Origin of the sequence: Fodinicurvata sp. EGI_FJ10296 (genome assembly GCF_040712075.1) — a bacterium.
Classification (GTDB): domain Bacteria; phylum Pseudomonadota; class Alphaproteobacteria; order DSM-16000; family Inquilinaceae; genus JBFCVL01.
The window spans coordinates 574794-595391 of record NZ_JBFCVL010000001.1 but is presented as its reverse complement, the minus strand read 5'-3'; the positions used below and the strand labels follow the sequence as shown (position 1 = coordinate 595391).

Genomic DNA, 20598 nt, shown 5'->3' with positions numbered 1-20598 from the left:
GCGGCAGTCAGGCCGTACCCTCCGCCAGAACCGGCAGCACTGCCTGACTATACGCATATCAGCGGTTCGTAAAGGTCGGTTGGCGCTTTTGCGAGAATGCCGCCATGCCTTCCTTCTGATCCTCCGTGCCGAAGGTGGCGTGGAAAAGGCGCCGCTCGAACAGCAGACCCTCGGCCATTGTCGTCTCATAGGCGCGGTTGATGGCCTCTTTGGTCATCATGACGCTCGGACGCGACATGTCGGCAATCCGCTCCCCAACCTTGACGGCCTCGTCGACGAGTTCCGCATCCGGAACGACTCGGCTGACCAGACCGCAGCGCTCGGCCTCGGCTGCATCCATCATCCGCCCGGTCAGGCACATTTCCATGGCCTTCGACTTTCCAACGAAGCGCGTCAGCCGCTGGGTGCCGCCGGATCCGGGGATCGTGCCGATCGTGATCTCCGGTTGTCCGAACTTCGCGCTTTCGCCGGCCAGTATGAAATCGCACATCATGGCGATCTCACACCCGCCGCCAAGTGCGTATCCCTGCACAGCCGCGATCACCGGCTTGCGGGCGCGCGTCAGGGCCTGCCAATCGGCGATGAAGTTCTCCCCATAGGCTTCGATGAATGTCTTCGAGGCCATTTCCTTGATATCGGCGCCGGCAGCGAACGCCTTTTCCGACCCCGTCAAGACGATGGCCCCGACCGCATCGTCGGACTCGAAGGCTTCGACGGCCTGCGTCATTTCCGCGATCAAAGCCTTGTTCAGCGCGTTCAGGGCTTTTGGCCGGTTCAGCGTGATCAGCCCGACTTTACCACGAGTTTCAACGATGATCGTCTCGTAAGCCATTTCCGTGAGATCTCCTGCGCATGGCGGTGCGGCGGTCGGGACATGACCTCGCGACGCGCACCATTTCCGAACCCGCGCAAACGGGCCCGAGCCCCAAGTTCCGCCCCTTCAGCGGGCGGCATCACGTCAACCACGCCTTCTTCGGGAATGCAACCCCCACCGGTACGCGGCCCGTTCAGCCCCCGCGTCAACGCTGGCGCACCGGGCAATAAAACGTGCCCCTGTTCGACTGCACCGTCCGGACGATACCACCGGTCTCGGCCGGATCGCAGGTGCAATCCGGACAGGCCTTGCCGGCGCGGTCATAGACCGCGAATCCATGCTGAAAATACCCCAGTTCACCGGATGTCCGCACATAATCCCTCAGCGTGCTGCCGCCGGCATCGATCGCCTCGGCCAGAACGGCCTTGATCGCCGACGCCAACCGTGCCGCCCCCCGTGCCGAAACGCTGCCGGCAGATCGAAATGGCGAGATCCGCGCCCGGTAGAGCGCCTCGCAGACATAGATATTGCCGAGTCCGGCAACGACCGACTGGTCCAGCAGAACCGCCTTGATCGGTCCGCGCCGCCCGGACAGCGACCGGGCAAGGGACGCGCCTGTGAAGCCGTGGTCCAGCGGTTCCGGTCCCAGGCGGCATAAATGCCGATTCTCTGCCAGCGTCCCTGGCGCCGCAAGATCCATCATGCCGAAACGCCGGGGGTCGTTGAACGTCACCACCGCACCATTGTCGAACCGAAGCACGATATGGTCGTGAGTCCTGGGCGCCGGCAGCGGCACGTCGGGCAAGTGGATCAACACGCGCCCCGACATGCCCAGATGCCAGATCACGGTCCAGCCGGAGTCCAGCGGAAGCAGCAGGTATTTGGCCCGCCGGTCCGCACGCTCGACGACACTGCCCGCCAGCCGCCGGCCAAGATCCGGCGGCAACGGGTAGCGCAGGTCCGGACGTCCGATCCTTGCATCGACGATGCGGGCGCCGGAGACGACCGGCGCAAGGCCGCGGCGGACGGTTTCGACTTCGGGAAGTTCCGGCATGGCTGGATAAACGGCCTCGATTGAAAGCGTCGGACGAAAGTTCGGCGGTCAAGCGACCGGAGCTATACCAATTTCTGTGACCGCGAAACACGGATGCGGCACGGCAACAGTCGACACCCGCCGCGAACGCGGTTAGAAAATCCATCATGACCGAGAATCCCGAAAGCCGCTGGTTCGGCGAACAGTCCGTTAATCCGGACGAAAAAACCCGTCTGGTGCGTGGCGTCTTTTCCAACGTCGCCGAGCGCTACGATCTGATGAACGACTTGATGAGCGGCGGCATCCACCGGGCGTGGAAGCACCGCTTTGTCGCGCTGGCGAATCCGCGACCCGGGGAACGCATCCTCGACGTGGCCGGGGGGACCGGCGACATCGCTTTTCGCCTCGTCCGCGCGATGGATCGACGATCGGCGGGCCGGCATGCCCATCGTGACATGTCGGCCACGAGCGGGCCCGATGTCGTCATCTGCGATCTGTCGGAGGAAATGGTCAGGGTGGGGCGCGACCGGTCGATCGACCAGGGTTTCGCCGGCCGGATCGAGGTGGTGGTCGGCAACGCGGAATCCCTTCCGCTTCCGGACCGCTGTGTCGACGCCTATACGATTGCATTCGGTTTGCGAAACGTCACTCGGATCGACACCGCCCTTGCCGAGGCCCGCCGGGTATTGCGGCCGGGCGGGCGGTTTCTCTGTCTGGAATTCAGCCATGTCGTCTTGCCGGCACTGCGCTACGCCTATGAAACCTATTCCGACGCGGTCATTCCGCGTCTGGGGCAGATGATCGTCGGCGACCGCGAAAGCTACGCCTATCTGGTCCAGAGCATCCGCCGTTTTCCCGAACAGCAGGAACTCGCCGACCGGATGGCGGCAGCGGGCTTCCACAACCCGAAATGGATCAACCTGACCGGCGGCATCGCCGCGATCCACCAGGGCTGGCGCATCTAGGTGCCGCTGAAGGCTGCGGCCGGGGCGGGCGCTCCAGGAGTGGGAATGCGTTAAAACCACACATTGACAGTGTGATTCATTCTCCGTATCTACAGGCTGTACGGATAATCCGGCTATTGTCCCCCGGCATTCGCCTGTCGGGCCGAACGGCGTGAGCATCGGACGCGACCATGATTGCCAGTCAAGCTTCCCCCGACGCCGGCCCCCTCGCCGGCAAGCGCATCCTGCTCGTCATCGCCGGCGGTATCGCCGCTTACAAGGTGCTCGAAGTGATCCGCCTGCTTCGGCGGCGGGGCATCGATGTCACGGCCATTCTGACCGAGGGGGGCGAAAAATTCGTCACGCCGCTCTCCGTGGCCGCGCTGACCGAGTCGCCCGTCCACACCGCGCTCTGGTCGCTGACCCGCGAGGTCGAGATGGGCCATATCCAGTTGTCGCGCAGCGCCGACCTCGTCGTCGTCGCCCCCGCAACGGCCGACATTCTGGCCAGGATGGCAAACGGCATCGCAGACGATCTGGCAACCACGGCCTTGCTCGCCACCGACAAGCCGGTCCTGGCAGTGCCCGCGATGAATGTCCGGATGTGGCAGCACCCGGCCACGCGGCGCAATGTTGCCCGTCTGAAGTCCGACGGCGTCACGATGATCGGACCGGACGACGGCGACATGGCGTGCGGCGAGTTCGGCCCCGGCCGAATGGCCGAGCCCGATGCCATCGTTGCGGCCATCGCCGCCCGGTTGCAGGCGCTGGCGACGATGGTTGAACCGGGTCCCTTGGCCGGTCGCCGCGCCCTCGTCACCAGCGGCCCGACGCACGAGCCGCTGGACCCGGTGCGATTTCTCGGCAACCGGTCCTCCGGGCGGCAGGGAAACGCCATCGCCGCCGCTCTCGCCGCGCTGGGGGCTGACACCGTTCTCGTGACCGGCCCGACCGGCGAAGCGCCGCCGCCGGGCGTGACAACTGTGTCGGTGGAAACGGCCGAGCAGATGCTGGCCGCCTGCCGCGCCACGCTGCCGGCCGATATCGCCGTCTGTGCCGCCGCCGTTGCCGACTGGCGCCCCGCAGCAGCAGCAGGATCGAAGATGAAGAAGTCATCGGCACAGCCGCCTTCTATCGCCCTGGTCGAAAATCCCGACATCCTGCGGACGCTTTCTCAGCCGGGCCCGCACCGCCCGACACTCGTGGTCGGTTTTGCCGCCGAAACGGACGATCTCCTCAACAATGCCGAAGCCAAGCGCCGCCGCAAGGGCTGCGACTGGATCGTGGCCAATGCCGTCGGCGGCGACACCGGGACATTCGGCGGAACGGAGAATACCGTTCACCTGCTGACCGCCGGCGGCACTGAATCCTGGCCGCGAATGTCGAAAGCCGACGTCGCCGACCGGCTGGCAAACCGGATTGCCGACGTCCTCGGCACAGCCGATGCCAGCGGATCCGAGGCCAGAAAATCTCAGGTAACGCCATGACCGACGACTCTTCAACGGGCACAGCCCCGAGCGCCGCAGAGACCGAGAACCCGAATTCGCTGCAGGTGGGGGTCGCGCGGCTGCCGCACGGCGCGGGCCTGCCATTGCCGTCCCATGCCACGGCACAGGCGGCCGGGCTGGATCTGGCGGCCGCGATCGACGCGCCCATGGTTCTGGAACCCGGTTCGCGCTGTCTGGTCCCGACGGGACTCGTACTTCACCTGCCGCCCGGATACGAAGGCCAGATCAGACCGCGATCGGGCCTCGCCCTGAAGCACGGCCTGACCTGCCTCAATGCACCGGGCACGATCGACGCCGATTATCGCGGCGAGATCGGCGTCATTCTGATCAACCACGGTCCGAATGCGGTTACGGTCGAACGTGGCATGCGCATCGCGCAGCTGGTGATCGCGCCGGTCCTGCATGCCACCCTGTTCGATATTGACAGGACCGCCGCGGAACCCGAGGCCGGCGGCAGCGGCGCCCGGCTGCGAGGAACCGGCGGCTTCGGGTCGACCGGCACCTCTGGCGCCGACTCGATTTCAGGGAATACGACGGAGACGAAGACGTAATGGTGAGGCTGTCCAAAAAGACACTGTTCGCAATCGAAGCGGTGCTGGATATCGCGTACAATGCGGGTGATCAGCCGGTTCAGTCGAGCGAGATCACCAGGCGGCAGGGCATTCCCAAACGCTATCTGGAACAAGTGCTGCAGCATCTCGTTCGGGCCGGGATCCTGGCAGGCGTTCGCGGCCCGCGCGGCGGCTACCGCCTGGCCAAGGAGCGCCGCCGGATTTCGGTGGGCGAAATCGTGCGTGTGGTCCGCGCCGTCGAAGCGTCGGCCGATCCGTCCGACGACGAAGCGGGTTCGGAACTCGGCCATGCCGTCGTTCGCCCCTTGTGGGAGGAACTCCAGACGGAATTCATGGAAAAGCTCGACGCCGTATCGATCGAGGATCTGTGCCGCCATGCCCAGGAAAAAGGGATCAAACGCGAAAACGACGTGACCATCGACTATGTAATTTGATTGTTCCGGCCCTTGGCGGCCCCTGTCAGCAGAGAAGCGGTATCCATCCTATCATGGCGAATTCGAGCATACCCGACCGCCCCAGACACCAGCGCACCGATGCAAGGGACGGGCCCTTTCGCGACCGGATCTACGACAGCATCCTCGACACCATTGGCGCGACGCCCCTGGTCCGCCTGAAACGGCTGCCTCAGGACTATAACGTTCAGGCCGATATCCTGGTGAAATGCGAGTTCTTCAATCCGCTTTCCAGCGTAAAGGACCGTATCGGATTGGCAATGATCGAGTGGCTGGAGGATCAGGGCAAAATCAGCCCGGATACCGTTCTGGTCGAACCGACCTCGGGCAATACCGGCATCGCGCTGGCCTTCGTTGCCGCCGCCAAGGGCTATCGGCTGATCCTGACAATGCCGGAGAGCATGTCCGTCGAACGGCGAAAAATGCTCAAGATCCTCGGTGCCGAGCTTTATCTGACGCCTGCCGCCCACGGCATGCGCGGCGCCATCGACAAGGCGGAGTCGCTGCTGTCGGAGATTCCCAATGCCGTCATGCCGCAGCAGTTCGCGAACCCGGCGAACCCGGAGGTCCATCGTCGCACGACGGCCGAAGAGATCTGGCGGGATACCGGCGGGGCCGTCGATATTCTCGTCGCCGGCGTCGGCACCGGCGGCACCATTACCGGCGTTGGCGAGGTGCTGAAGGCCCGCAAACCGACCTTCCGCACCGTCGCCGTCGAACCCGAGGACAGCGCCGTGCTCAGCGGCAACCCGCCGGGCCCGCACAAGATCCAAGGCATCGGAGCCGGCTTTATCCCCGACATCCTGAACCGGTCGATCATCGACGAGGTGGTGCCGATCGCCAACGAACGGGCATTCTCGATGGCGCGCGATGCTGCCCGGCTGGAAGGGCTGCCCGTCGGCATCTCATCCGGGGCGGCCATTGCCGCCGGGCTGGAGATCGGCGCCCGGCCGGAGAATGCCGGAAAGACGATCGTGCTCGTCGCGCCATCGATCGCCGAACGCTACCTGTCCACGGCCCTCTTCGCGGGATTGGATTGAGTTCCCCAATGGGCCGGCATGCCTGGAAAGGCGCCTTTGATGAACGACGATGACATCATCCGCTATTCCCGTCACATTCTTCTGCCCGAGATCGGCGGCCTCGGACAGGAGAAGATCGGCGCCGCCCGCGTACTGGTGGTCGGAGCCGGCGGCCTCGGTGCGCCCGTACTGCTCTATCTGGCGGCCGCCGGGGTCGGTACGCTCGGGATCATCGACGACGATCGGGTCGATCTTTCCAACCTGCAGCGCCAGGTCATTCACGACACCACAACGATTGGCCTGAACAAGGTCGATTCAGCAGCGCAACGACTTCAGGCCCTTAACGCCGGCGTCACGGTCGATCGGCACGTCGAACGCCTGACGCCGGAAAACGCCGCCGCGCTGATCGAAGGCTACGACATCATCGTCGACGGCACCGACAGCTTCGACGCCCGCTACCTGCTGAACGATACCTGCCACCGCGTCGGGCGCCCCTGGATTTCGGCGGCGTTGCTCCGGTTCGAAGGGCAGATATCGACATTCAAATCCCATCTCGGACCGCCTCACCCCTGCTATCGGTGCCTGTTCCCGGCACCGCCGCCACCCGGCACCGTGCCAAGCTGTTCAGAAGCCGGCGTTCTCGGTGCCTCGGCGGGCATGATCGGGTGTCTGCAAGCGACCGAGACGGTAAAGGAACTTCTGGGCATCGGCGAGGGCCTCTCCGGCCGTCTCATTATCATCGATGCGCTCGCGGCCCGGTTCACCACGGTTGGTCTCGACCGCGTCGCCGGTTGCGCAACCTGCGGCGGACCGGACTGAGGCGTTTCGTCCCTGTCCGGACCTGCCTTACAGCGCCTGCCCGATGACGCGGTCAGGCGGTGAGTGGCCATCCCAGAACGAGCGGATATTCAGGATCACGCGCTGCCCCATCTCGATGCGACTTTCGATCGTGGCCGATCCCATATGCGGCAGCAAGACCACCGATTCGAGGCCGCGCAGCCGGTCGTCGAGATGGGGTTCGGCGGCGAAGACATCCAGTCCCGCCCCCGCCAGACGGCCGGCCAGCAGCATCTCGGTCAGGGCCGCTTCGTCGACGATTTCGCCACGGGCCGTGTTGACCAGCACGGCGTCTGTCTTCATCAACGCCAGTCTCTGGGCGGACAAAAGATGATAGGTCGCCGGCGTTTGTGGGCAATTGACCGAAACGACGTCCATATGCGCCAGCATCTGGTCCAGATCGGCCCAATAAGTCGCCTCCAGATCGCGCTCCGTCTGCTCGTCGACGCGGGCGCGGTTATGATAATGCACGGTCATGCCGAAGGCGCGGGCGCGGGCCGCGACGGCGCGGCCGATCCGCCCCAGTCCGATGATCCCAAGCCTGAGCCCGGACAATCGCCGCCCCAGCATGCCCGTTGGACTCCACCCGGCCCATGCGCCGCTTCGCATTACGCGCTCACCCTCGCTCAGACGCCGCACCGTCGCGAGAATCAGCGCCATCGTCATATCGGCGGTATCGTCAGTGAGCACGCCGGGTGTATTCGTGACCATGATGCCTTTTCGCGCCGCCGCAGCCAGATCGATGTGATCGACGCCGTTGCCGAAATTCGCGATGAGGCGCAGCGTACGGGGCGCCGACTCGAAAAATTCGGCGTCCAGTCTGTCGGTCAGGGTTGGAACGAGAATGTCTGCTCCGGTCGCCATTTCGAGCAAACCGCGGCGGTCGACCGGTTCGTCCCGGGAGGTCAGGCGCGTCGTGAACAGTTCCATCATGCGCGTTTCGACGACAGCCGGCAGCTTTCGAGTGGTGTGGACCCGCGGGCGCGTCGTCATGCCGAAATTCCCTGCTGAACGCGACGTGCCGGCACATCGCTTGATGGTCACTTGAATTCGGGATAGACGGCGCGGCAAAAGGGGTCAAGGCCGGTCGGGTACCCCGCCGGATCCCTGCACTGCGCGCCGGGTCCGGATTCCGAAACCTGATGGACTGCCATTGTGTTACTCAAGGAACCCAGGATGCCGATTCGCACCACTTGCCGCCACCGGCGCATTTCCTCAACCGGCGTTGCCGCTGGCTGTCTCGGCGCGGCCATGGTCATCGCGACGTTCTCCCCGGCGACCCCAGTGCTGGGTGATGATGCCCCCGGCCTGCCGCGCTTTGCCAGCATCCAGGCCTCCGAGGCGAACATGCGGACCGGACCGGGACGCCAGTACCCCGTGGAGTACGTGTACCGGCGGCCGGAACTCCCGGTCCAGATCATAGCCGAGTTCGATATCTGGCGTCGGATCCGCGACGTCGACGGCGATATCGGCTGGGTCCATCAGGCGATGCTTTCCGGGCGGCGCACCGTGATGGTGCTTGGACCGGACATCGCGATGATGCGGGGCGAACCGACGCTGGAAGCAGGCGTCGTCGCCAGGATGGAACCGGGCGTCATCGCAGGGTTCGATCATTGCGTGACTTCCGGCCCGGACAAGTGGTGTCTGGTCGAAGCAGAAGATTTCGCAGGATGGGTTCCTGCCACCACTATCTGGGGAATATCGTCAGACGATTGATTCTTATGAGATTTTTTCCGCAAGTCCCAGATCGGACAAAATTCTACCGCGTTCATTTTGAATTTTATGCTTTTTGGACTCTTCCGGTTCCTTTAGGTTGTGCAATCGACGGGCGAACGAAGAATGTCGCACCGTCGGAACATGGCGGCGCAGTACCGCAACGGCAACCAACGTCCGGAGACAATCCGCATGGATAGCACCAAGCAGATCACCCTCGACGACCGAGCAGGCAGCGTCGTCACAAGCCTGCCGGTATCGGATGGCCCCATGCCACAACCCGCCGACCGCCGACGCGCAATTCGCCATGCGCTGATGCAGTTGCAGGAAGAAGCCATCGATCTCGGAATGCCGCTGACGAGCCATCTCGCCGAAGCGGCCGCCGAGGCTGCGATGGAAGAAAGCTGCAAGTAGGCGCCCCCGGCTCACTGCCGTCGCTAAATGGAGCCGCGGATCCAGTCTGCACGCCAGCGCAGCATCCCTGCGAATGCTTAATTTGTGTCGGCGCCAGCGAGCTTTCCCGGCCTGACGGCCACGCTACACTAGTTGCGCCGCGCTTGGCCAAACGTGGTCACAATCCCGAAACGGGAGATCGAATTCGTGAACGGCGGAGTCTGTGCTTGTCTCGGGATGCAAAACCTATAGACTCCGTCGCCAGTCGAAGGCCCCGAGGGGCGTGAATTAACGAGTTTGGTGCGGCGTGACGGCGAAGAGCAGCTATTCCTACGACGATCTCATAACCTGCGCCCATGGCGAGCTATTCGGCCCCGGCAATCCGCAATTGCCGCTTCCGCCGATGCTGATGATCGATCGTATCCCCAATGTGGCCGCGGATGGCGGCGCTTATGGCAAGGGCGAGCTGGAAGCGGAACTGGATCTGCGGCCCGACCTGTGGTTCTTCCAGTGCCACTTCGAAGGCGACCCGGTGATGCCTGGATGTCTGGGGCTGGATGCTCTCTGGCAACTCGTCGGGTTCTATCTCGGCTGGACCGGCGCGGCCGGCCGCGGACGCGCACTTGGCGTTGGTGAGGTCAAATTCAGCGGTCAGGTCCTGCCCCACCAGAAACGCGTCACCTATCATCTCGACATCAAGCGCGTTATCAACCGAAAACTCGTTCTGGGCATTGCCGACGGACAGGTCAGCGTGGATGGCAACGTCATCTATGAAGCCAAAGACCTTCGCGTCGGCCTGTTCACCAAGACCGACGAACTTTAGATCCTGATCTCTCGTCCGGGACAAATCCAATAGGACCGCATCCCGGCGAACCAGCGGACGGAGCGTTTTATGCGGCGCGTTGTGGTCACCGGTATGGGCATCGTTTCCAGTATCGGCAATAACACCGACGAGGTGCTCGCGAGCCTGCGGGACGGCCGGTCGGGAATTGTCTTCGCCCCCGAATACAAGGAACTGGGCTTTCGCAGCCAGGTCCACGGAGCGGTCACGATCGACATCGATGCCCATATCGACCGAAAGCTCCGACGCTTTATGGGCGATGGCGCGGCCTATAATTTTATCGCCATGCAACAAGCGATCGAAGACGCCGGACTCGACGAAAGCGATGTCAGTAACGAGCGATCGGGCCTCATCATGGGCTCCGGCGGCCCCTCCACCGCCAACCTCGTCGAGGCGGCGGACATCACCCGCGCCAAGGGGCCGCGCCGCATGGGCCCGTATATGGTGCCGCGCACCATGTCGTCGACGAATTCCGCAACCCTCGCGACGCCGTTCAAGATCAAGGGTCTGAATTACTCGATCTCGTCAGCATGCTCGACCTCGGCGCATTGTATCGGTCACGGCACCGAGCAGATCCAGTGGGGCAAACAGGACATCGTCTTTGCCGGCGGCGGCGAGGAACTGCACTGGACGCTCTCTTCACTTTTCGACGCCATGGGTGCATTATCGTCCGGATTCAACGAAACCCCCGATAAAGCCTCGCGCGCCTATGATGCCAACCGTGACGGCTTTGTCATTGCGGGCGGCGGCGGCGTCGTCGTGCTGGAAGAACTCGATCACGCTCTGGCCCGCGGCGCCCGCATCTATGGCGAGGTCACCGGATACGGCGCGAATTCCGATGGTTTCGACATGGTCCAGCCATCCGGTGAGGGCGCCGTCCGCTGCATGCGCATGGCACTGGACGCCGCCCCTGGGGGCAAGGTCGACTACATCAACACCCATGGAACCTCTACCCAGATCGGCGATGTTCGCGAGCTGATCGCCCTCAAGGAGGTGTTCGGCGACGCTTTCCCCATGATCAGTTCGACCAAATCCCTGACCGGCCATTCGCTCGGGGCAACTGGTGCTCAGGAAGCGATCTACAGCCTTCTGATGATGAATAACGGGTTCGTTGCCGCGTCTGCCAACATCGACGACCTCGACCCTGAGGCCGAGGGCATGCCCATCGTCAGAACCAGGCGAGACGACGTCACACTGAATGCCGTCATGTCCAACAGCTTCGGCTTCGGCGGCACGAACGCGACGCTCGTATTCTCGCGCTTCGATCGATAACCCATGGCGCGATCGACAATAATCTACTGCAATCAAGATCGGGTCGGACAATGACGGCAAGTGCGAAGGGGTTGATGACCGGCCTCAGGGGTCTGGTCATGGGCGTCGCGAACAACCACTCGATCGCCTGGGGGATCGCACAAGCCGCAGCGCGCGAAGGGGCCGAACTGGCTTTCACCTATCAGGGCGACAGCTTCCGCCGCCGCGTCGAGCCGCTGGCGAAATCGGTCGGCTCGGACATCGTCATTCCTTGCGACGTCGGCGACCCCTCCTCGGTCGACACTGCCTTTGAAACCTTGCAGTCCCGATGGGAATCGCTGGATTTCGTGGTCCATGCAATTGCATATTCCGACAAGGCAGAGTTGAAGGGCCGTTACGTCGATACCACGCTGGACAACTTTCTCCACACGATGAACATCTCGTGCTACTCGCTCACGGCCGTCACCCGGCGGGCAGAGCCAATGATGCGCAAGAGCCGAAACGGCCGCGGCGGCAGCATCCTGACCTTGACCTATCTGGGCGCCGAGCGCGTCATGCCCAATTACAATGTCATGGGCGTGGCCAAAGCGGCACTGGAGGCAAGCGTCCGGTATCTGGCCGCCGATCTCGGCCATGACGGCATCCGTGTAAACGCCGTGTCGGCGGGCCCGATGCGGACGCTGGCCGGCAGCGCCATCGCCGATGCGCGCTACGTCTTCAAATTCTCTGGCGACAATGCGCCACTCGGCCGGAACGTTCTATTGGAAGATGTCGGCAACGCAGGGCTCTACCTGCTATCGCCGCTGTCCGGCGGCGTTACCGGCGAAGTGCACCATGTCGACGCCGGGTTCCATGCTGTCGGCATTCCCCGGCCTTCCCATGAAGAATCGGACGAAGGGGCGTAGTCGTTGAGGCTGCGCCAACGTCAGCGAAGGGCGACGATCTTGTAAAGATCCCAGTTTTTCACCCGGCCCTTGGCCGTCGCGGCCGGTCCGAAGGTCGTCTCGATATCCAAGGCGGCCCAGGTTCTGAATCGCTCCTGGATCTGGTCCGGTGTCTCGGTGACGACGCCGTCCCTGGCCCAATCGTCACCAGGACCCAGAAGATGGCCGCAGAAGACGCCTCCCGGCTTCAGCACACGCTCTATTTCCGACCAGAAGTTTTCGAAACAGTCGGCCGCGCAGAACGGCAGTGAAAAACTGGCGTTCACAAGGTCCTGATCGGGCGGCAGCCGAACCTCTTCAAACGCCGATTCGATGACGGTCAGGTGTTTGCAAAGCGGGGCGGGACACAGCTGGACAATACGGTGTATCGCCGCCGCCGATCGGTCCACCGCCGTGACGGACCAGCCTTGGCGCAGTAGATAAACGGTGTCGCGCCCCTGACCAGCGCCGAGATCGAGCGCCCGTCCGGGGGGACCGGACCGGCTGGACAAGGCTCTGACCAGCGTGTCGCGGGGCGGCGCCTCATCGCCGATCGAGGCCAGATAGCGCAGCCATCGCTGATCGTCGGTCGTCACGGCCTGTCCCGTTGCTGGAACGCCGTGCGAATGCGCCGGATCAGGTCGTCGTCACCGCGGTCCATTGCCAGTCCGAGCGCGTCTGTGCCGTCGCGGGTCGTCACCGAGGGATCAGCACCCAGATCCAGCAGAACGCCCGCCCCATCGGTGCTGGCGGCTTCCACCGCCACCATCAGAGGTGTCCAGCCGTCGTCCCGGCGCCAATCGGGGACGGCGCCTCTGATCAGCAGTTCCGCCAGGGCCAGCGGCGCATCACGATCGCGGCTGGCGGCCGCAAAATGAAGCGCGACAGCCCCGTCCTCGGCCGTGGCGTCGATGGAGGCACCACCGTCGAGCAATGCCGCGATTGCGTCGGTATGCGCCAGCAATGACGCGATCATCAGTGGCGTCATCCCTTGCAGCGTTTCCCTTCCGTCCGGATCGGCCGCGCCAGCGATCAGCAAGCGGATTGCCCGCGCCCGGTCGCTCGCTGCGGCGTGGTGTAATGCCATCCAGCCTTCGTCGGACCGCGCTTCCAGATCAGCGCCGAGTGCGATCAGCAGGGTCAGGGAGTTGATATCACCGCGTTCAGCCGCGAGCATGGTCGCCGTCCGCAGCCGCTGGGGTTCGCGGGCTTCGATCTCGGCACCCTGGTCGATCGCCAGCAAGGCGACGTCGAGGCGTCCGCGGGCCACTGCCTCCAACAGCAGCGTGCTGGCTGGATCTTCGGCAATCTGGCTGGCATCCGGAAGTCGGTCACCGTCCCGCTGCGACAGCGAACCGCAAGCCGTCAACGCCCCCACGATCAACACGACCGCCACCAGACGCCCGGCCGGCCATTGCAGCCACGGCTCCTGAACGGACACAGCGCGCCGGCGACCTCGGTTCGCCACGAATGATCCTCTCCTCAGCGGGACTTCATACGACCATCACCATGGTTACCGGTTTGCCGATTCCCCTCAAGCGTTTTCGCCGCCGACGCCGTGGCGGCCGCGAATTGACGCCACAGTGTCCAGCACGCCCCGCACCGACGGCACCTCGGCAAGATTCGATACCGCCCTTGGCAGGCGGCGACGCCAGTTGGGGTGCTCGACGGTCGTTCCGGGAAGATTCATCTGATCGACCAATGCCAGCGCGTCCTCGATCTGGACGACCATGAGACACGAGTCGGCTCGTGCAAGAAAGGCATGAATGGCCTCACGAAGGGGCTGCGACATGGGTTCGGGTGTCTCGATATCGACCGCCCGGTCCGGCGGCCAGACACCGGCATCGACCAGCGCGTCGATCAGTCGCTGGCGATCGACCGACCGCGAACGCGCATCGGCGTCGCGGTCTTCTTCACTGCCGTGGTGGCCGATATGGCTTCGCCACGCGACGTCCCGGCCGCTCCACCATCCGTCGACCGTCGGCAGATCGTGCGTTCCGAAGGTGCATACCGACAGCGGTGAATAGCTCGTTCCGCGCTTGAACAGGCCGTCGCCAACCCGTTCGAATGGCATGACCTTGTATGAGAGGACGCCCGCCGCCGTCATCCGGTCGCGGAAGCCTTCCGGCACCGTGCCGAGATCCTCGCCGATGACGATGGCCTTGTGGCGCCGGCTTTCCAGCGCCAGGATTCTCAGCATCTCCTCGAACGGATAGGAGACATAGGTACCCTCGTCGGCCGGCCGACCGGCGGGAATCCAGTAAAGGTGCATCAGCCCCATGACATGGTCGATGCGAATGGCCCCGGCGTGGCGCATATTGGCCCGCAACCCCTGAATCAGCGGCTTGAATGCCGTTTCCCTCAGATACAGCGGGTCCAGCGGCGCCAACCCCCAGTCCTGGCCCTTCCGGTTCAGAAGATCGGGCGGGGCCCCGACCGACACGCCCCGGACCAGCGCCTGAGGATCGGCCCAGGCCGCAGCCGATGCCGGCCCCACCCCGATTGCAAGGTCGCGGTAGAGGCCCAGGCGCAGCCCCGCCGCGTCGGCAGCGTTTGCCGCATCGCCCAGTTGCTCGTCGGCGATGAACTGGCACCACTGGTGAAAGTGAACTCGCTCGGCGTGAGTTTCGGCGAAGGCGCGGCTGCCGGGCGCTTCCGGATGAGCGAAAGCCTCCCCCCATGCCCACCAGGGCATCGACGACAAGTCGTCGCCGGCCTTGCTTTCCTGTATGGCCATGAACAAGGCGAAATCGTGCAACGCCCGGGCCTGCAATTCGGCGCCGGCTTCTCCACCGCCATCCCGGAAGGCTTTGAACGCGGCCTCTCTCTCGCTGCCGCCCCCCTCGGGGTGCAAACGCCGGAAGGCCGCAAAAACCGCTTCCAGCCCGCGCCAGGCACGACGGGCAACGACATCGTAATCGATGAGATCGTCCGCCCCGACAACCGGCAACTGCGCAAGGTCGGCAGCGCCGGCCTCGGGAATCGCGTGAATATCGATATACATCGGATTGAGAAAGTCTCTGCTGGACGGCGAATAGGGGCTGGCAGCAGCGGGTTCCACCGGATAAAGCGAATGGAGGGGATTCAAACCGATGGTATCGGCGCCGGCCCTTGCCATGTCCGTGGCAAAGCGCTTCAGATGTGAAAACGTTCCGATACCATCGTCGCCGTCTTCCATCAGCGAATAGAGCTGGCAAGATACGCCCCAGAGCCGGGCATCGCCGGTGGTGTCCTGGGGTGTCCAACAGCGGGGCGGCGCAACGATGAGCGTGGTTTCGCCCCATGCCCCGCCGTCCGGCCCGCCACCGTCGTCGATCACCAGCTGATGGTATCCTTCGGGCAGTGTCGCGTGGAGGTCGAGACGGTACCGGGTGACCGCGCCTCGTCCGGGAATATCCGGACGCCTGTCCAGGACAGGCAGCGCCGCGCGTGACGCTTGCCCATGGAGTTCGGAGCCATCCTCGGTCCGAATCGTCCAGTTCAGTCCATCCCGCCCGTCTGCGACCGCAATATCGACGGCCGGTGGCCCGGCTTCCGACGCGATGATGACAACGGGATCGATCAGCCGCGACCAGGGCCGGTTATTGGCGAATTCGAGGGCGGCTCGTCGATCGTCTTCGGTGTCGACGCGATAGCCAAGCGCCTGCAACAGGGCGCATTTCGTTTCGTCAGAGGCAGCATACTCGCGACCCCAGATATCGTGAAAGCCCGGCGCAACGCCCGCCGCGGCGGTCAGCGCGTCCAGTACGGCGTCACCGCCGTCCGCTGCATTATTTTCCATGGCCAGCCTCGGGAGAATCGGCCGCCGGCTCGAGTTTGAAGACTGCGAGCGACCGGTCGGCACGGTGATGGGAACCGCCGGGGCGCACCCTGACCGGCGGCATTTCGGCAACCGGTCCGTCCCATGCGGTATCGAGGAGGCACGCCCAACTCTTCCCACCGGGCAGTGACGGCACGGTAAAACGGACGGATTCCGTATGAGCATTCAGCAGAATGAGCAGGACGTCGTCGACCGCAGGCGTCCCGTCGGGATCAGGGTAGTGTCCGGCATCCCCGGCAAGGATCACGCCGACGCTCCGCGCAAAGTGATCGCGCCACTCGGTTTCAGTCTTGTGCGAACCTGAAGGCGTGATCCAGACAATGTCCTCGGTCGCAAAGCGGGACTGGTCCTGGCCATGGAGAAACCGAGGCCGACGCAAAACCGGGTGCGCCGCGCGCAGCTCGGCCAGCCGTCCGACAAACGCCGTCAGGGCACGCCCCTCGTCGGGGGCGCTTTCCCAGTCGATCCAGCTTATGGGATTGTCCTGACAATAGGCGTTGTTGTTGCCCGACTGGCTGTTGCCGACTTCATCGCCCGCCAGAAGCATCGGGGTCCCCTGGGACAGAAAAACCGTTGCCAGCATGTTGCGGATCTGCCGCGCCCTGACGGCCTTGATCGCAGGATTGGCCGTCGGCCCCTCGACGCCGTGATTGGAACTGTGATTGCCGTCATGGCCGTCGGTATTGGCTTCACCATTGGCCTGGTTGTGCTTGCGGTCGTAACTGACCAGATCCGCCGTCGTGAACCCGTCGTGACAGGCGACGAAATTGATGCTGGCATGCGACCGTCGGCCGTGGTGGTCGAACAGGTCCGCCGAGCCGGACAAACGGGCCGCCAGTTCCGGCAACATGCCGTGGTCGCCACGCCAATAGCGACGGATGCAATCCCGGTAGCGATCGTTCCATTCCGACCAACCGGAGGGATAGCGGCCCAGTTGATAGCCGCCGGGACCGATATCCCAGGGTTCGGCAATCAGCTTTGCCCTGCTCAGAACGGGGTCCTGGCGGATGGCGTCGAAGAACCCGCTTTTCGGGTCAAACCCGTCGGCCTCGCGGCCCAGCGTCGACGCCAGATCGAAGCGGAAGCCGTCGACGCCCATTTCGGTGACCCAGTAGCGCAGGCTATCCATCACCATCTGCAGAACCCGCGGGTGCGTAATGTTCAGCGTATTCCCGCAGCCGGTCTCGTTGATATAGTACCGCTTGTTCCCGGGCAAAAGACGATAGTACGCGGCATTGTCGATGCCGCGAAAGCTCAACGTCGGCCCGAGTTCGCTTCCTTCGCAGGTATGGTTGTAGACGACGTCGAGCAGTACCTCGATCCCCGCCTCGTGCAGCTGGTTGACCATCGCCTTGAACTCCATCAACGAGCCGTTGCTCATGTAGCGAGGTTCGGGCGCAAAAAAATTCAGTGTCGAATAGCCCCAGTAATTCCGCAGTCCCTGGGCAGTGAGGAACCGGTCATCCATGATGGCATGGATGGGCAAGAGTTCCACGGCGGTAACACCGATGGAGCGGAGGTGGTCGATTACACCCGGCGCGGCGAGACCGCTGAAGGTGCCTCGCAGGCTAGTCGGGACGTCCGGGCGCTGCATGGTCATGCCGCGCACATGCGCCTCGTAGACAATCGTCCGATCCCAGGGCACCGCCGGCTTCGGCGACAGCCCCCAGGTGAAGGCCGTGTCGACGACCCGGCATTTCGGGAGATACCGGGCATTGTCGCGGCGGTCGAAAGACATATCCGCTTTGGGCGAACCGACACGGTAGCCGCAATGCGCGTCTGCCCACCGGAACACACCTGACAGGGCCCGCGCATAGGGATCGATCAACAGCTTGTTGGCGTTGAAGCGATGTCCGTTCTGCGGGTCATAGGGGCCGTGGACACGATAGCCGTACAGCAGCCCCGGCCGCCCATCCGGCAAATAACCATGCCAGACGCCGTCTGTATGCTCCGGCAGCGGCACGACTTCCATCTGCTTTCGGCCCGATCGGTCGAACAGGCAAAGATCCACCCGGGTCGCGTTCTCGGTGAAAAGGGCGAAATTGACGCCACACCCATCCCAGGTCGCGCCCAATGGATAAGGTAACCCTGGCAGGACACGCGCATGATGGCGCACAGTGACCGCAGGCGCCGCCAGGTCTTCAGCGATCGTCGTCATCAGCCCTCGTAGCTCAGAATGACGGTCGCCAATGGTGGAAGCGTGATCGAGATCGATTGGCTGCGGCCCTGGCCCGGTTTCGCTTCGGCCGCGATGCGGCCCTCGGCGTCACCGGTAGCATCGACGCCGCTGCCGCCGTAAACCCTGGAGTCGGAGTTCAGGATCACCCGCCAGGACCCGGTTTCGGGAACGCCAAGGCGATAGTCGTAGCGGGCTATCGGGGTGAAGTTGCAGGCCACGAGAAGTCGTTCGGCGGGTGCCCGCCCCTTGCGCAGGAATGCCAGCGCCGTATTGGCCCGGTCATCGCCCTCGATCCACTCGAATCCGTCCGGGTCGCTGTCCAGGACATGGAGCGCCGGATAGGTGCGGTATACGCGGTTCAAGTCGCGGACCAGTGCCTGGACGCCACTGTGTCCGGGATTTTCGTCCAGGAGGTGCCAGTCCAGCGACCGTTCATGGCTCCACTCGCGCCACTGGCCGAATTCCAATCCCATGAACAGAAGTTTCTTGCCCGGATGCGTCCACATGAAACTGAAATAGCATCGCAGATTGGCGAATTTCTGCCAGGCATCGCCGGGCATGCGGTCCATCAACGATCCCTTGCCGTGAACAACCTCGTCGTGGCTGAGTGGCAGCACGTAATTCTCGGAAAACGCATAAACGAGCGAGAAGGTGATTTCGTTGTGATGGTAGGCCCGGTGAATGGGATCTTCCTTCATGTACTCAAGCGTATCGTGCATCCATCCCATATTCCACTTGTAGCCGAATCCAAGGCCGCCAAGATAAACCGGCCGCGATACGCCGGGCCAGGCCGTGCTTTCTTCCGCGATCGTCGTCGCGCCGGGATGCCGGCCGAAGACTTCTTCGTTCATCCGTTTGAGCAGATGTATCGCTTCCAGATTCTCGCGGCCGCCATGGACATTGGGCACCCACTCGTCGTGCTCGCGGCTGTAGTCGCGATAGAGCATCGACGCCACGGCATCGACCCGGAGCGCGTCGATATGGAATCGTTCCATCCAGTAGAGCGCATTGCCGAGCAGGTATGTCAGCACTTCCTGACGGCCAAAATTGTAAATCAGCGTGTTCCAGTCGCGATGAAATCCCTCGCGCGGATCGGCATGCTCATAAAGCGGCGTGCCGTCGAACTGGCCGAGACCATGAGCATCGGATGGGAAATGTCCCGGCACCCAGTCCAGGATGATACCGATTCCCTCGGCGTGCGCACGATCGACAAACCGCTGGAAGTCCTCGGGATCGCCATAGCGAGACGTCGGCGCATACAGGCTGACCGGCTGATAGCCCCACGACCCGTCGAACGGAAATTCGTGCATCGGCATGAGTTCGATATGCGTGAACCCCATATCCCGGACATAGGGGATCAGCCGATCGGCCAATTCGGAATAGCTGAGCCAGTCTTCCGGCTCGTCGCCCTTGCGCTGCCAGGAACCGGCATGCACCTCGTAGATCGAGATCGGCGCGTCCCGGCTCTGTCGCCGGGCCCGGTCCGCCATCCACTGGCCGTCGGACCACTGGATCGATGGCAAGCCGTGCACGATCGAGGCCGTCGCCGGCCGCAGCTCGGCCTGAAACGCGTAGGGGTCCGCCTTGAGCGGCAGCACCGTACCGTCGGCGGCTTTTAGTTCGAATTTGTAGCGATGGCCGACTTCGACACCGGGAAGGAATATTTCCCAGACGCCGCAGCCGTGGCGAAGTCGCATCGGATGCCGGCGCCCATCCCAGAAATTGAAGTCACCGACAACCGAGACCCGCTTTGCGTTCGGCGCCCAGACGCAAAAGCTGGTCCCGGAAACGCCCTCCGACGAACCGGGATGGGCCCCCATTTTCTCGAAGCTCTGAACATGCGTACCCTCGGCGATATAGTACACATCCAGTTCGCCCAGCACGGCCGGAAACCGGTAAGGGTCCTCAACCTCGACTGTTGCGTCGGGATACTGGACCCGCAGGCGATAGGCAAAGAAGCCCGTCCGGTCGGCGGCAAGTCCCTCGAAAAAGCCGCCGTCGTGCCGCCGCGCCAGTGACGCGATGGCCGCACCGTCTTCGGCATTGACGATATCGACGCGCCGCGCCTCGGGCAGGAAAGCGCGGATAACGAGCGCGTCGCGCAGTGGAGCGCCCTCGTCTTCACCGGCCACACGAACCTGATGGGGCCCGAGAACCGCGAACGGATCTCCATGCTCGCCGTTGACGATTGCATCGACATCAGCGGTGGACGCTTCGTAAGTCATGGCATTCCTCGCTTGCGGCGTCACCAGGACGGCCGTTCGAAAGCCGGGATCTCCAGCGGCGGCAGACCGTCCAT

General features: G+C 63.7%; 19 protein-coding genes. 11 read left to right on the top strand and 8 right to left on the bottom strand.

Features of this window, described 5'->3' with window-relative positions; all coding sequences use genetic code 11:
• Positions 1–58: 58 nt before the first annotated feature.
• A complete protein-coding gene (locus ABZ728_RS02690) occupies positions 59–832 on the bottom strand; it encodes an enoyl-CoA hydratase (protein WP_366654140.1) in 774 nt (257 codons plus the stop codon).
• 187 nt (positions 833–1019) lie between these two features.
• Complete coding sequence (gene mutM, locus ABZ728_RS02685) at positions 1020–1868, bottom strand: bifunctional DNA-formamidopyrimidine glycosylase/DNA-(apurinic or apyrimidinic site) lyase (protein ID WP_366654138.1); 849 nt, start codon at positions 1866–1868, stop codon at positions 1020–1022.
• A gap of 146 nt (positions 1869–2014) precedes the next feature.
• Here mutM and ABZ728_RS02680 point away from each other — a divergent pair, with 146 nt between their 5' ends.
• From ABZ728_RS02680 to ABZ728_RS02655, 6 genes are all read left to right on the top strand, one after another.
• Positions 2015–2812 carry a class I SAM-dependent methyltransferase gene (locus tag ABZ728_RS02680; RefSeq protein WP_366654136.1) on the top strand — a complete coding sequence of 266 codons (798 nt, stop codon included), beginning with the start codon at positions 2015–2017 and terminating at the stop codon, positions 2810–2812.
• Between the two features lie 170 nt (positions 2813–2982).
• The gene (coaBC, locus tag ABZ728_RS02675) at positions 2983–4278 is read left to right on the top strand and encodes a bifunctional phosphopantothenoylcysteine decarboxylase/phosphopantothenate--cysteine ligase CoaBC (RefSeq protein WP_366654134.1); all 1296 of its coding nucleotides are present in this window, start codon (positions 2983–2985) and stop codon (positions 4276–4278) included.
• Positions 4275–4850: a dUTP diphosphatase gene (gene dut, locus ABZ728_RS02670; protein ID WP_366654132.1), complete on the top strand. Its 576-nt coding sequence runs from the start codon at positions 4275–4277 to the stop codon at positions 4848–4850. Before coaBC ends, dut begins: the two co-directional genes overlap by 4 nt.
• The gene (locus ABZ728_RS02665; protein WP_366654131.1) at positions 4850–5305 is read left to right on the top strand and encodes an Rrf2 family transcriptional regulator; all 456 of its coding nucleotides are present in this window, start codon (positions 4850–4852) and stop codon (positions 5303–5305) included. Before dut ends, ABZ728_RS02665 begins: the two co-directional genes overlap by 1 nt.
• A gap of 53 nt (positions 5306–5358) precedes the next feature.
• A complete protein-coding gene (gene cysK, locus ABZ728_RS02660) occupies positions 5359–6363 on the top strand; it encodes a cysteine synthase A (protein WP_366654130.1) in 1005 nt (334 codons plus the stop codon).
• 39 nt (positions 6364–6402) lie between these two features.
• Positions 6403–7161 carry a HesA/MoeB/ThiF family protein gene (locus ABZ728_RS02655; protein ID WP_366654129.1) on the top strand — a complete coding sequence of 253 codons (759 nt, stop codon included), beginning with the start codon at positions 6403–6405 and terminating at the stop codon, positions 7159–7161.
• Positions 7162–7188: 27 nt separating this feature from the next.
• On the opposite strand, the gene ABZ728_RS02650 is transcribed toward ABZ728_RS02655, so the two are convergent.
• Positions 7189–8172 carry a D-glycerate dehydrogenase gene (locus ABZ728_RS02650; RefSeq protein WP_366654127.1) on the bottom strand — a complete coding sequence of 328 codons (984 nt, stop codon included), beginning with the start codon at positions 8170–8172 and terminating at the stop codon, positions 7189–7191.
• 183 nt (positions 8173–8355) lie between these two features.
• Here ABZ728_RS02650 and ABZ728_RS02645 point away from each other — a divergent pair, with 183 nt between their 5' ends.
• The 5 genes from ABZ728_RS02645 (at position 8356) to ABZ728_RS02625 (ending at position 12282) form a co-directional block, all read left to right on the top strand.
• Entirely contained in the window at positions 8356–8895 is a 540-nt protein-coding gene (locus ABZ728_RS02645) for an SH3 domain-containing protein (protein ID WP_366654126.1), read from the top strand.
• A 189-nt stretch (positions 8896–9084) separates the two neighbouring features.
• Positions 9085–9306 (top strand): hypothetical protein, encoded by a 222-nt coding sequence (locus ABZ728_RS02640; protein ID WP_366654125.1) that lies wholly within the window; start codon positions 9085–9087, stop codon positions 9304–9306.
• Between the two features lie 286 nt (positions 9307–9592).
• Positions 9593–10108: a 3-hydroxyacyl-[acyl-carrier-protein] dehydratase FabA gene (gene fabA / locus ABZ728_RS02635; RefSeq protein ID WP_366654124.1), complete on the top strand. Its 516-nt coding sequence runs from the start codon at positions 9593–9595 to the stop codon at positions 10106–10108.
• Between the two features lie 69 nt (positions 10109–10177).
• Positions 10178–11398 carry a beta-ketoacyl-ACP synthase I gene (gene fabB / locus ABZ728_RS02630; protein ID WP_366654123.1) on the top strand — a complete coding sequence of 407 codons (1221 nt, stop codon included), beginning with the start codon at positions 10178–10180 and terminating at the stop codon, positions 11396–11398.
• A gap of 50 nt (positions 11399–11448) precedes the next feature.
• Positions 11449–12282: an SDR family oxidoreductase gene (locus tag ABZ728_RS02625; RefSeq protein WP_366654122.1), complete on the top strand. Its 834-nt coding sequence runs from the start codon at positions 11449–11451 to the stop codon at positions 12280–12282.
• 20 nt (positions 12283–12302) lie between these two features.
• Here ABZ728_RS02625 and ABZ728_RS02620 read toward each other — a convergent pair whose 3' ends face one another.
• The 5 genes from ABZ728_RS02620 to glgB form a co-directional block, all read right to left on the bottom strand.
• Positions 12303–12896, bottom strand: a complete 594-nt coding sequence (locus ABZ728_RS02620) for a class I SAM-dependent methyltransferase (RefSeq protein WP_366654121.1) — start codon at positions 12894–12896, stop codon at positions 12303–12305.
• Positions 12893–13768: an ankyrin repeat domain-containing protein gene (locus ABZ728_RS02615; protein ID WP_366654120.1), complete on the bottom strand. Its 876-nt coding sequence runs from the start codon at positions 13766–13768 to the stop codon at positions 12893–12895. The genes ABZ728_RS02620 and ABZ728_RS02615 overlap by 4 nt, the downstream gene beginning before the upstream one ends.
• 66 nt (positions 13769–13834) lie before the next feature.
• Complete coding sequence (malQ, locus tag ABZ728_RS02610; RefSeq protein WP_366654119.1) at positions 13835–16081, bottom strand: 4-alpha-glucanotransferase; 2247 nt, start codon at positions 16079–16081, stop codon at positions 13835–13837.
• Positions 16071–18278 (bottom strand): glycogen debranching protein GlgX, encoded by a 2208-nt coding sequence (glgX, locus tag ABZ728_RS02605; protein WP_366654118.1) that lies wholly within the window; start codon positions 18276–18278, stop codon positions 16071–16073. The genes malQ and glgX overlap by 11 nt, the downstream gene beginning before the upstream one ends.
• On the bottom strand, positions 18278–20524 hold the full coding sequence (gene glgB / locus ABZ728_RS02600) for a 1,4-alpha-glucan branching protein GlgB (RefSeq protein ID WP_366654117.1): 2247 nt from the start codon (positions 20522–20524) through the stop codon (positions 18278–18280). Before glgB ends, glgX begins: the two co-directional genes overlap by 1 nt.
• Between the last annotated feature and the right edge of the window lie 74 nt (positions 20525–20598).

What these genes read in the sequence shown, in the direction of transcription:
- ABZ728_RS02645 (WP_366654126.1), top strand. Translation starts at nt 8,356, where the DNA reads ATGCCGATTCGCACCACTTGCCGCCACCGGCGCATTTCCTCAACCGGC.
- glgB (WP_366654117.1), bottom strand. Translation starts at nt 20,524, where the DNA reads ATGACTTACGAAGCGTCCACCGCTGATGTCGATGCAATCGTCAACGGC.
- fabB (WP_366654123.1), top strand. Translation starts at nt 10,178, where the DNA reads ATGCGGCGCGTTGTGGTCACCGGTATGGGCATCGTTTCCAGTATCGGC.
- glgX (WP_366654118.1), bottom strand. Translation starts at nt 18,278, where the DNA reads ATGACGACGATCGCTGAAGACCTGGCGGCGCCTGCGGTCACTGTGCGC.
- ABZ728_RS02640 (WP_366654125.1), top strand. Translation starts at nt 9,085, where the DNA reads ATGGATAGCACCAAGCAGATCACCCTCGACGACCGAGCAGGCAGCGTC.
- dut (WP_366654132.1), top strand. Translation starts at nt 4,275, where the DNA reads ATGACCGACGACTCTTCAACGGGCACAGCCCCGAGCGCCGCAGAGACC.
- coaBC (WP_366654134.1), top strand. Translation starts at nt 2,983, where the DNA reads ATGATTGCCAGTCAAGCTTCCCCCGACGCCGGCCCCCTCGCCGGCAAG.
- ABZ728_RS02690 (WP_366654140.1), bottom strand. Translation starts at nt 832, where the DNA reads ATGGCTTACGAGACGATCATCGTTGAAACTCGTGGTAAAGTCGGGCTG.
- ABZ728_RS02655 (WP_366654129.1), top strand. Translation starts at nt 6,403, where the DNA reads ATGAACGACGATGACATCATCCGCTATTCCCGTCACATTCTTCTGCCC.
- ABZ728_RS02625 (WP_366654122.1), top strand. Translation starts at nt 11,449, where the DNA reads ATGACGGCAAGTGCGAAGGGGTTGATGACCGGCCTCAGGGGTCTGGTC.
- cysK (WP_366654130.1), top strand. Translation starts at nt 5,359, where the DNA reads ATGGCGAATTCGAGCATACCCGACCGCCCCAGACACCAGCGCACCGAT.
- malQ (WP_366654119.1), bottom strand. Translation starts at nt 16,081, where the DNA reads ATGGAAAATAATGCAGCGGACGGCGGTGACGCCGTACTGGACGCGCTG.
- ABZ728_RS02650 (WP_366654127.1), bottom strand. Translation starts at nt 8,172, where the DNA reads ATGACGACGCGCCCGCGGGTCCACACCACTCGAAAGCTGCCGGCTGTC.
- ABZ728_RS02665 (WP_366654131.1), top strand. Translation starts at nt 4,850, where the DNA reads ATGGTGAGGCTGTCCAAAAAGACACTGTTCGCAATCGAAGCGGTGCTG.
- ABZ728_RS02680 (WP_366654136.1), top strand. Translation starts at nt 2,015, where the DNA reads ATGACCGAGAATCCCGAAAGCCGCTGGTTCGGCGAACAGTCCGTTAAT.
- mutM (WP_366654138.1), bottom strand. Translation starts at nt 1,868, where the DNA reads ATGCCGGAACTTCCCGAAGTCGAAACCGTCCGCCGCGGCCTTGCGCCG.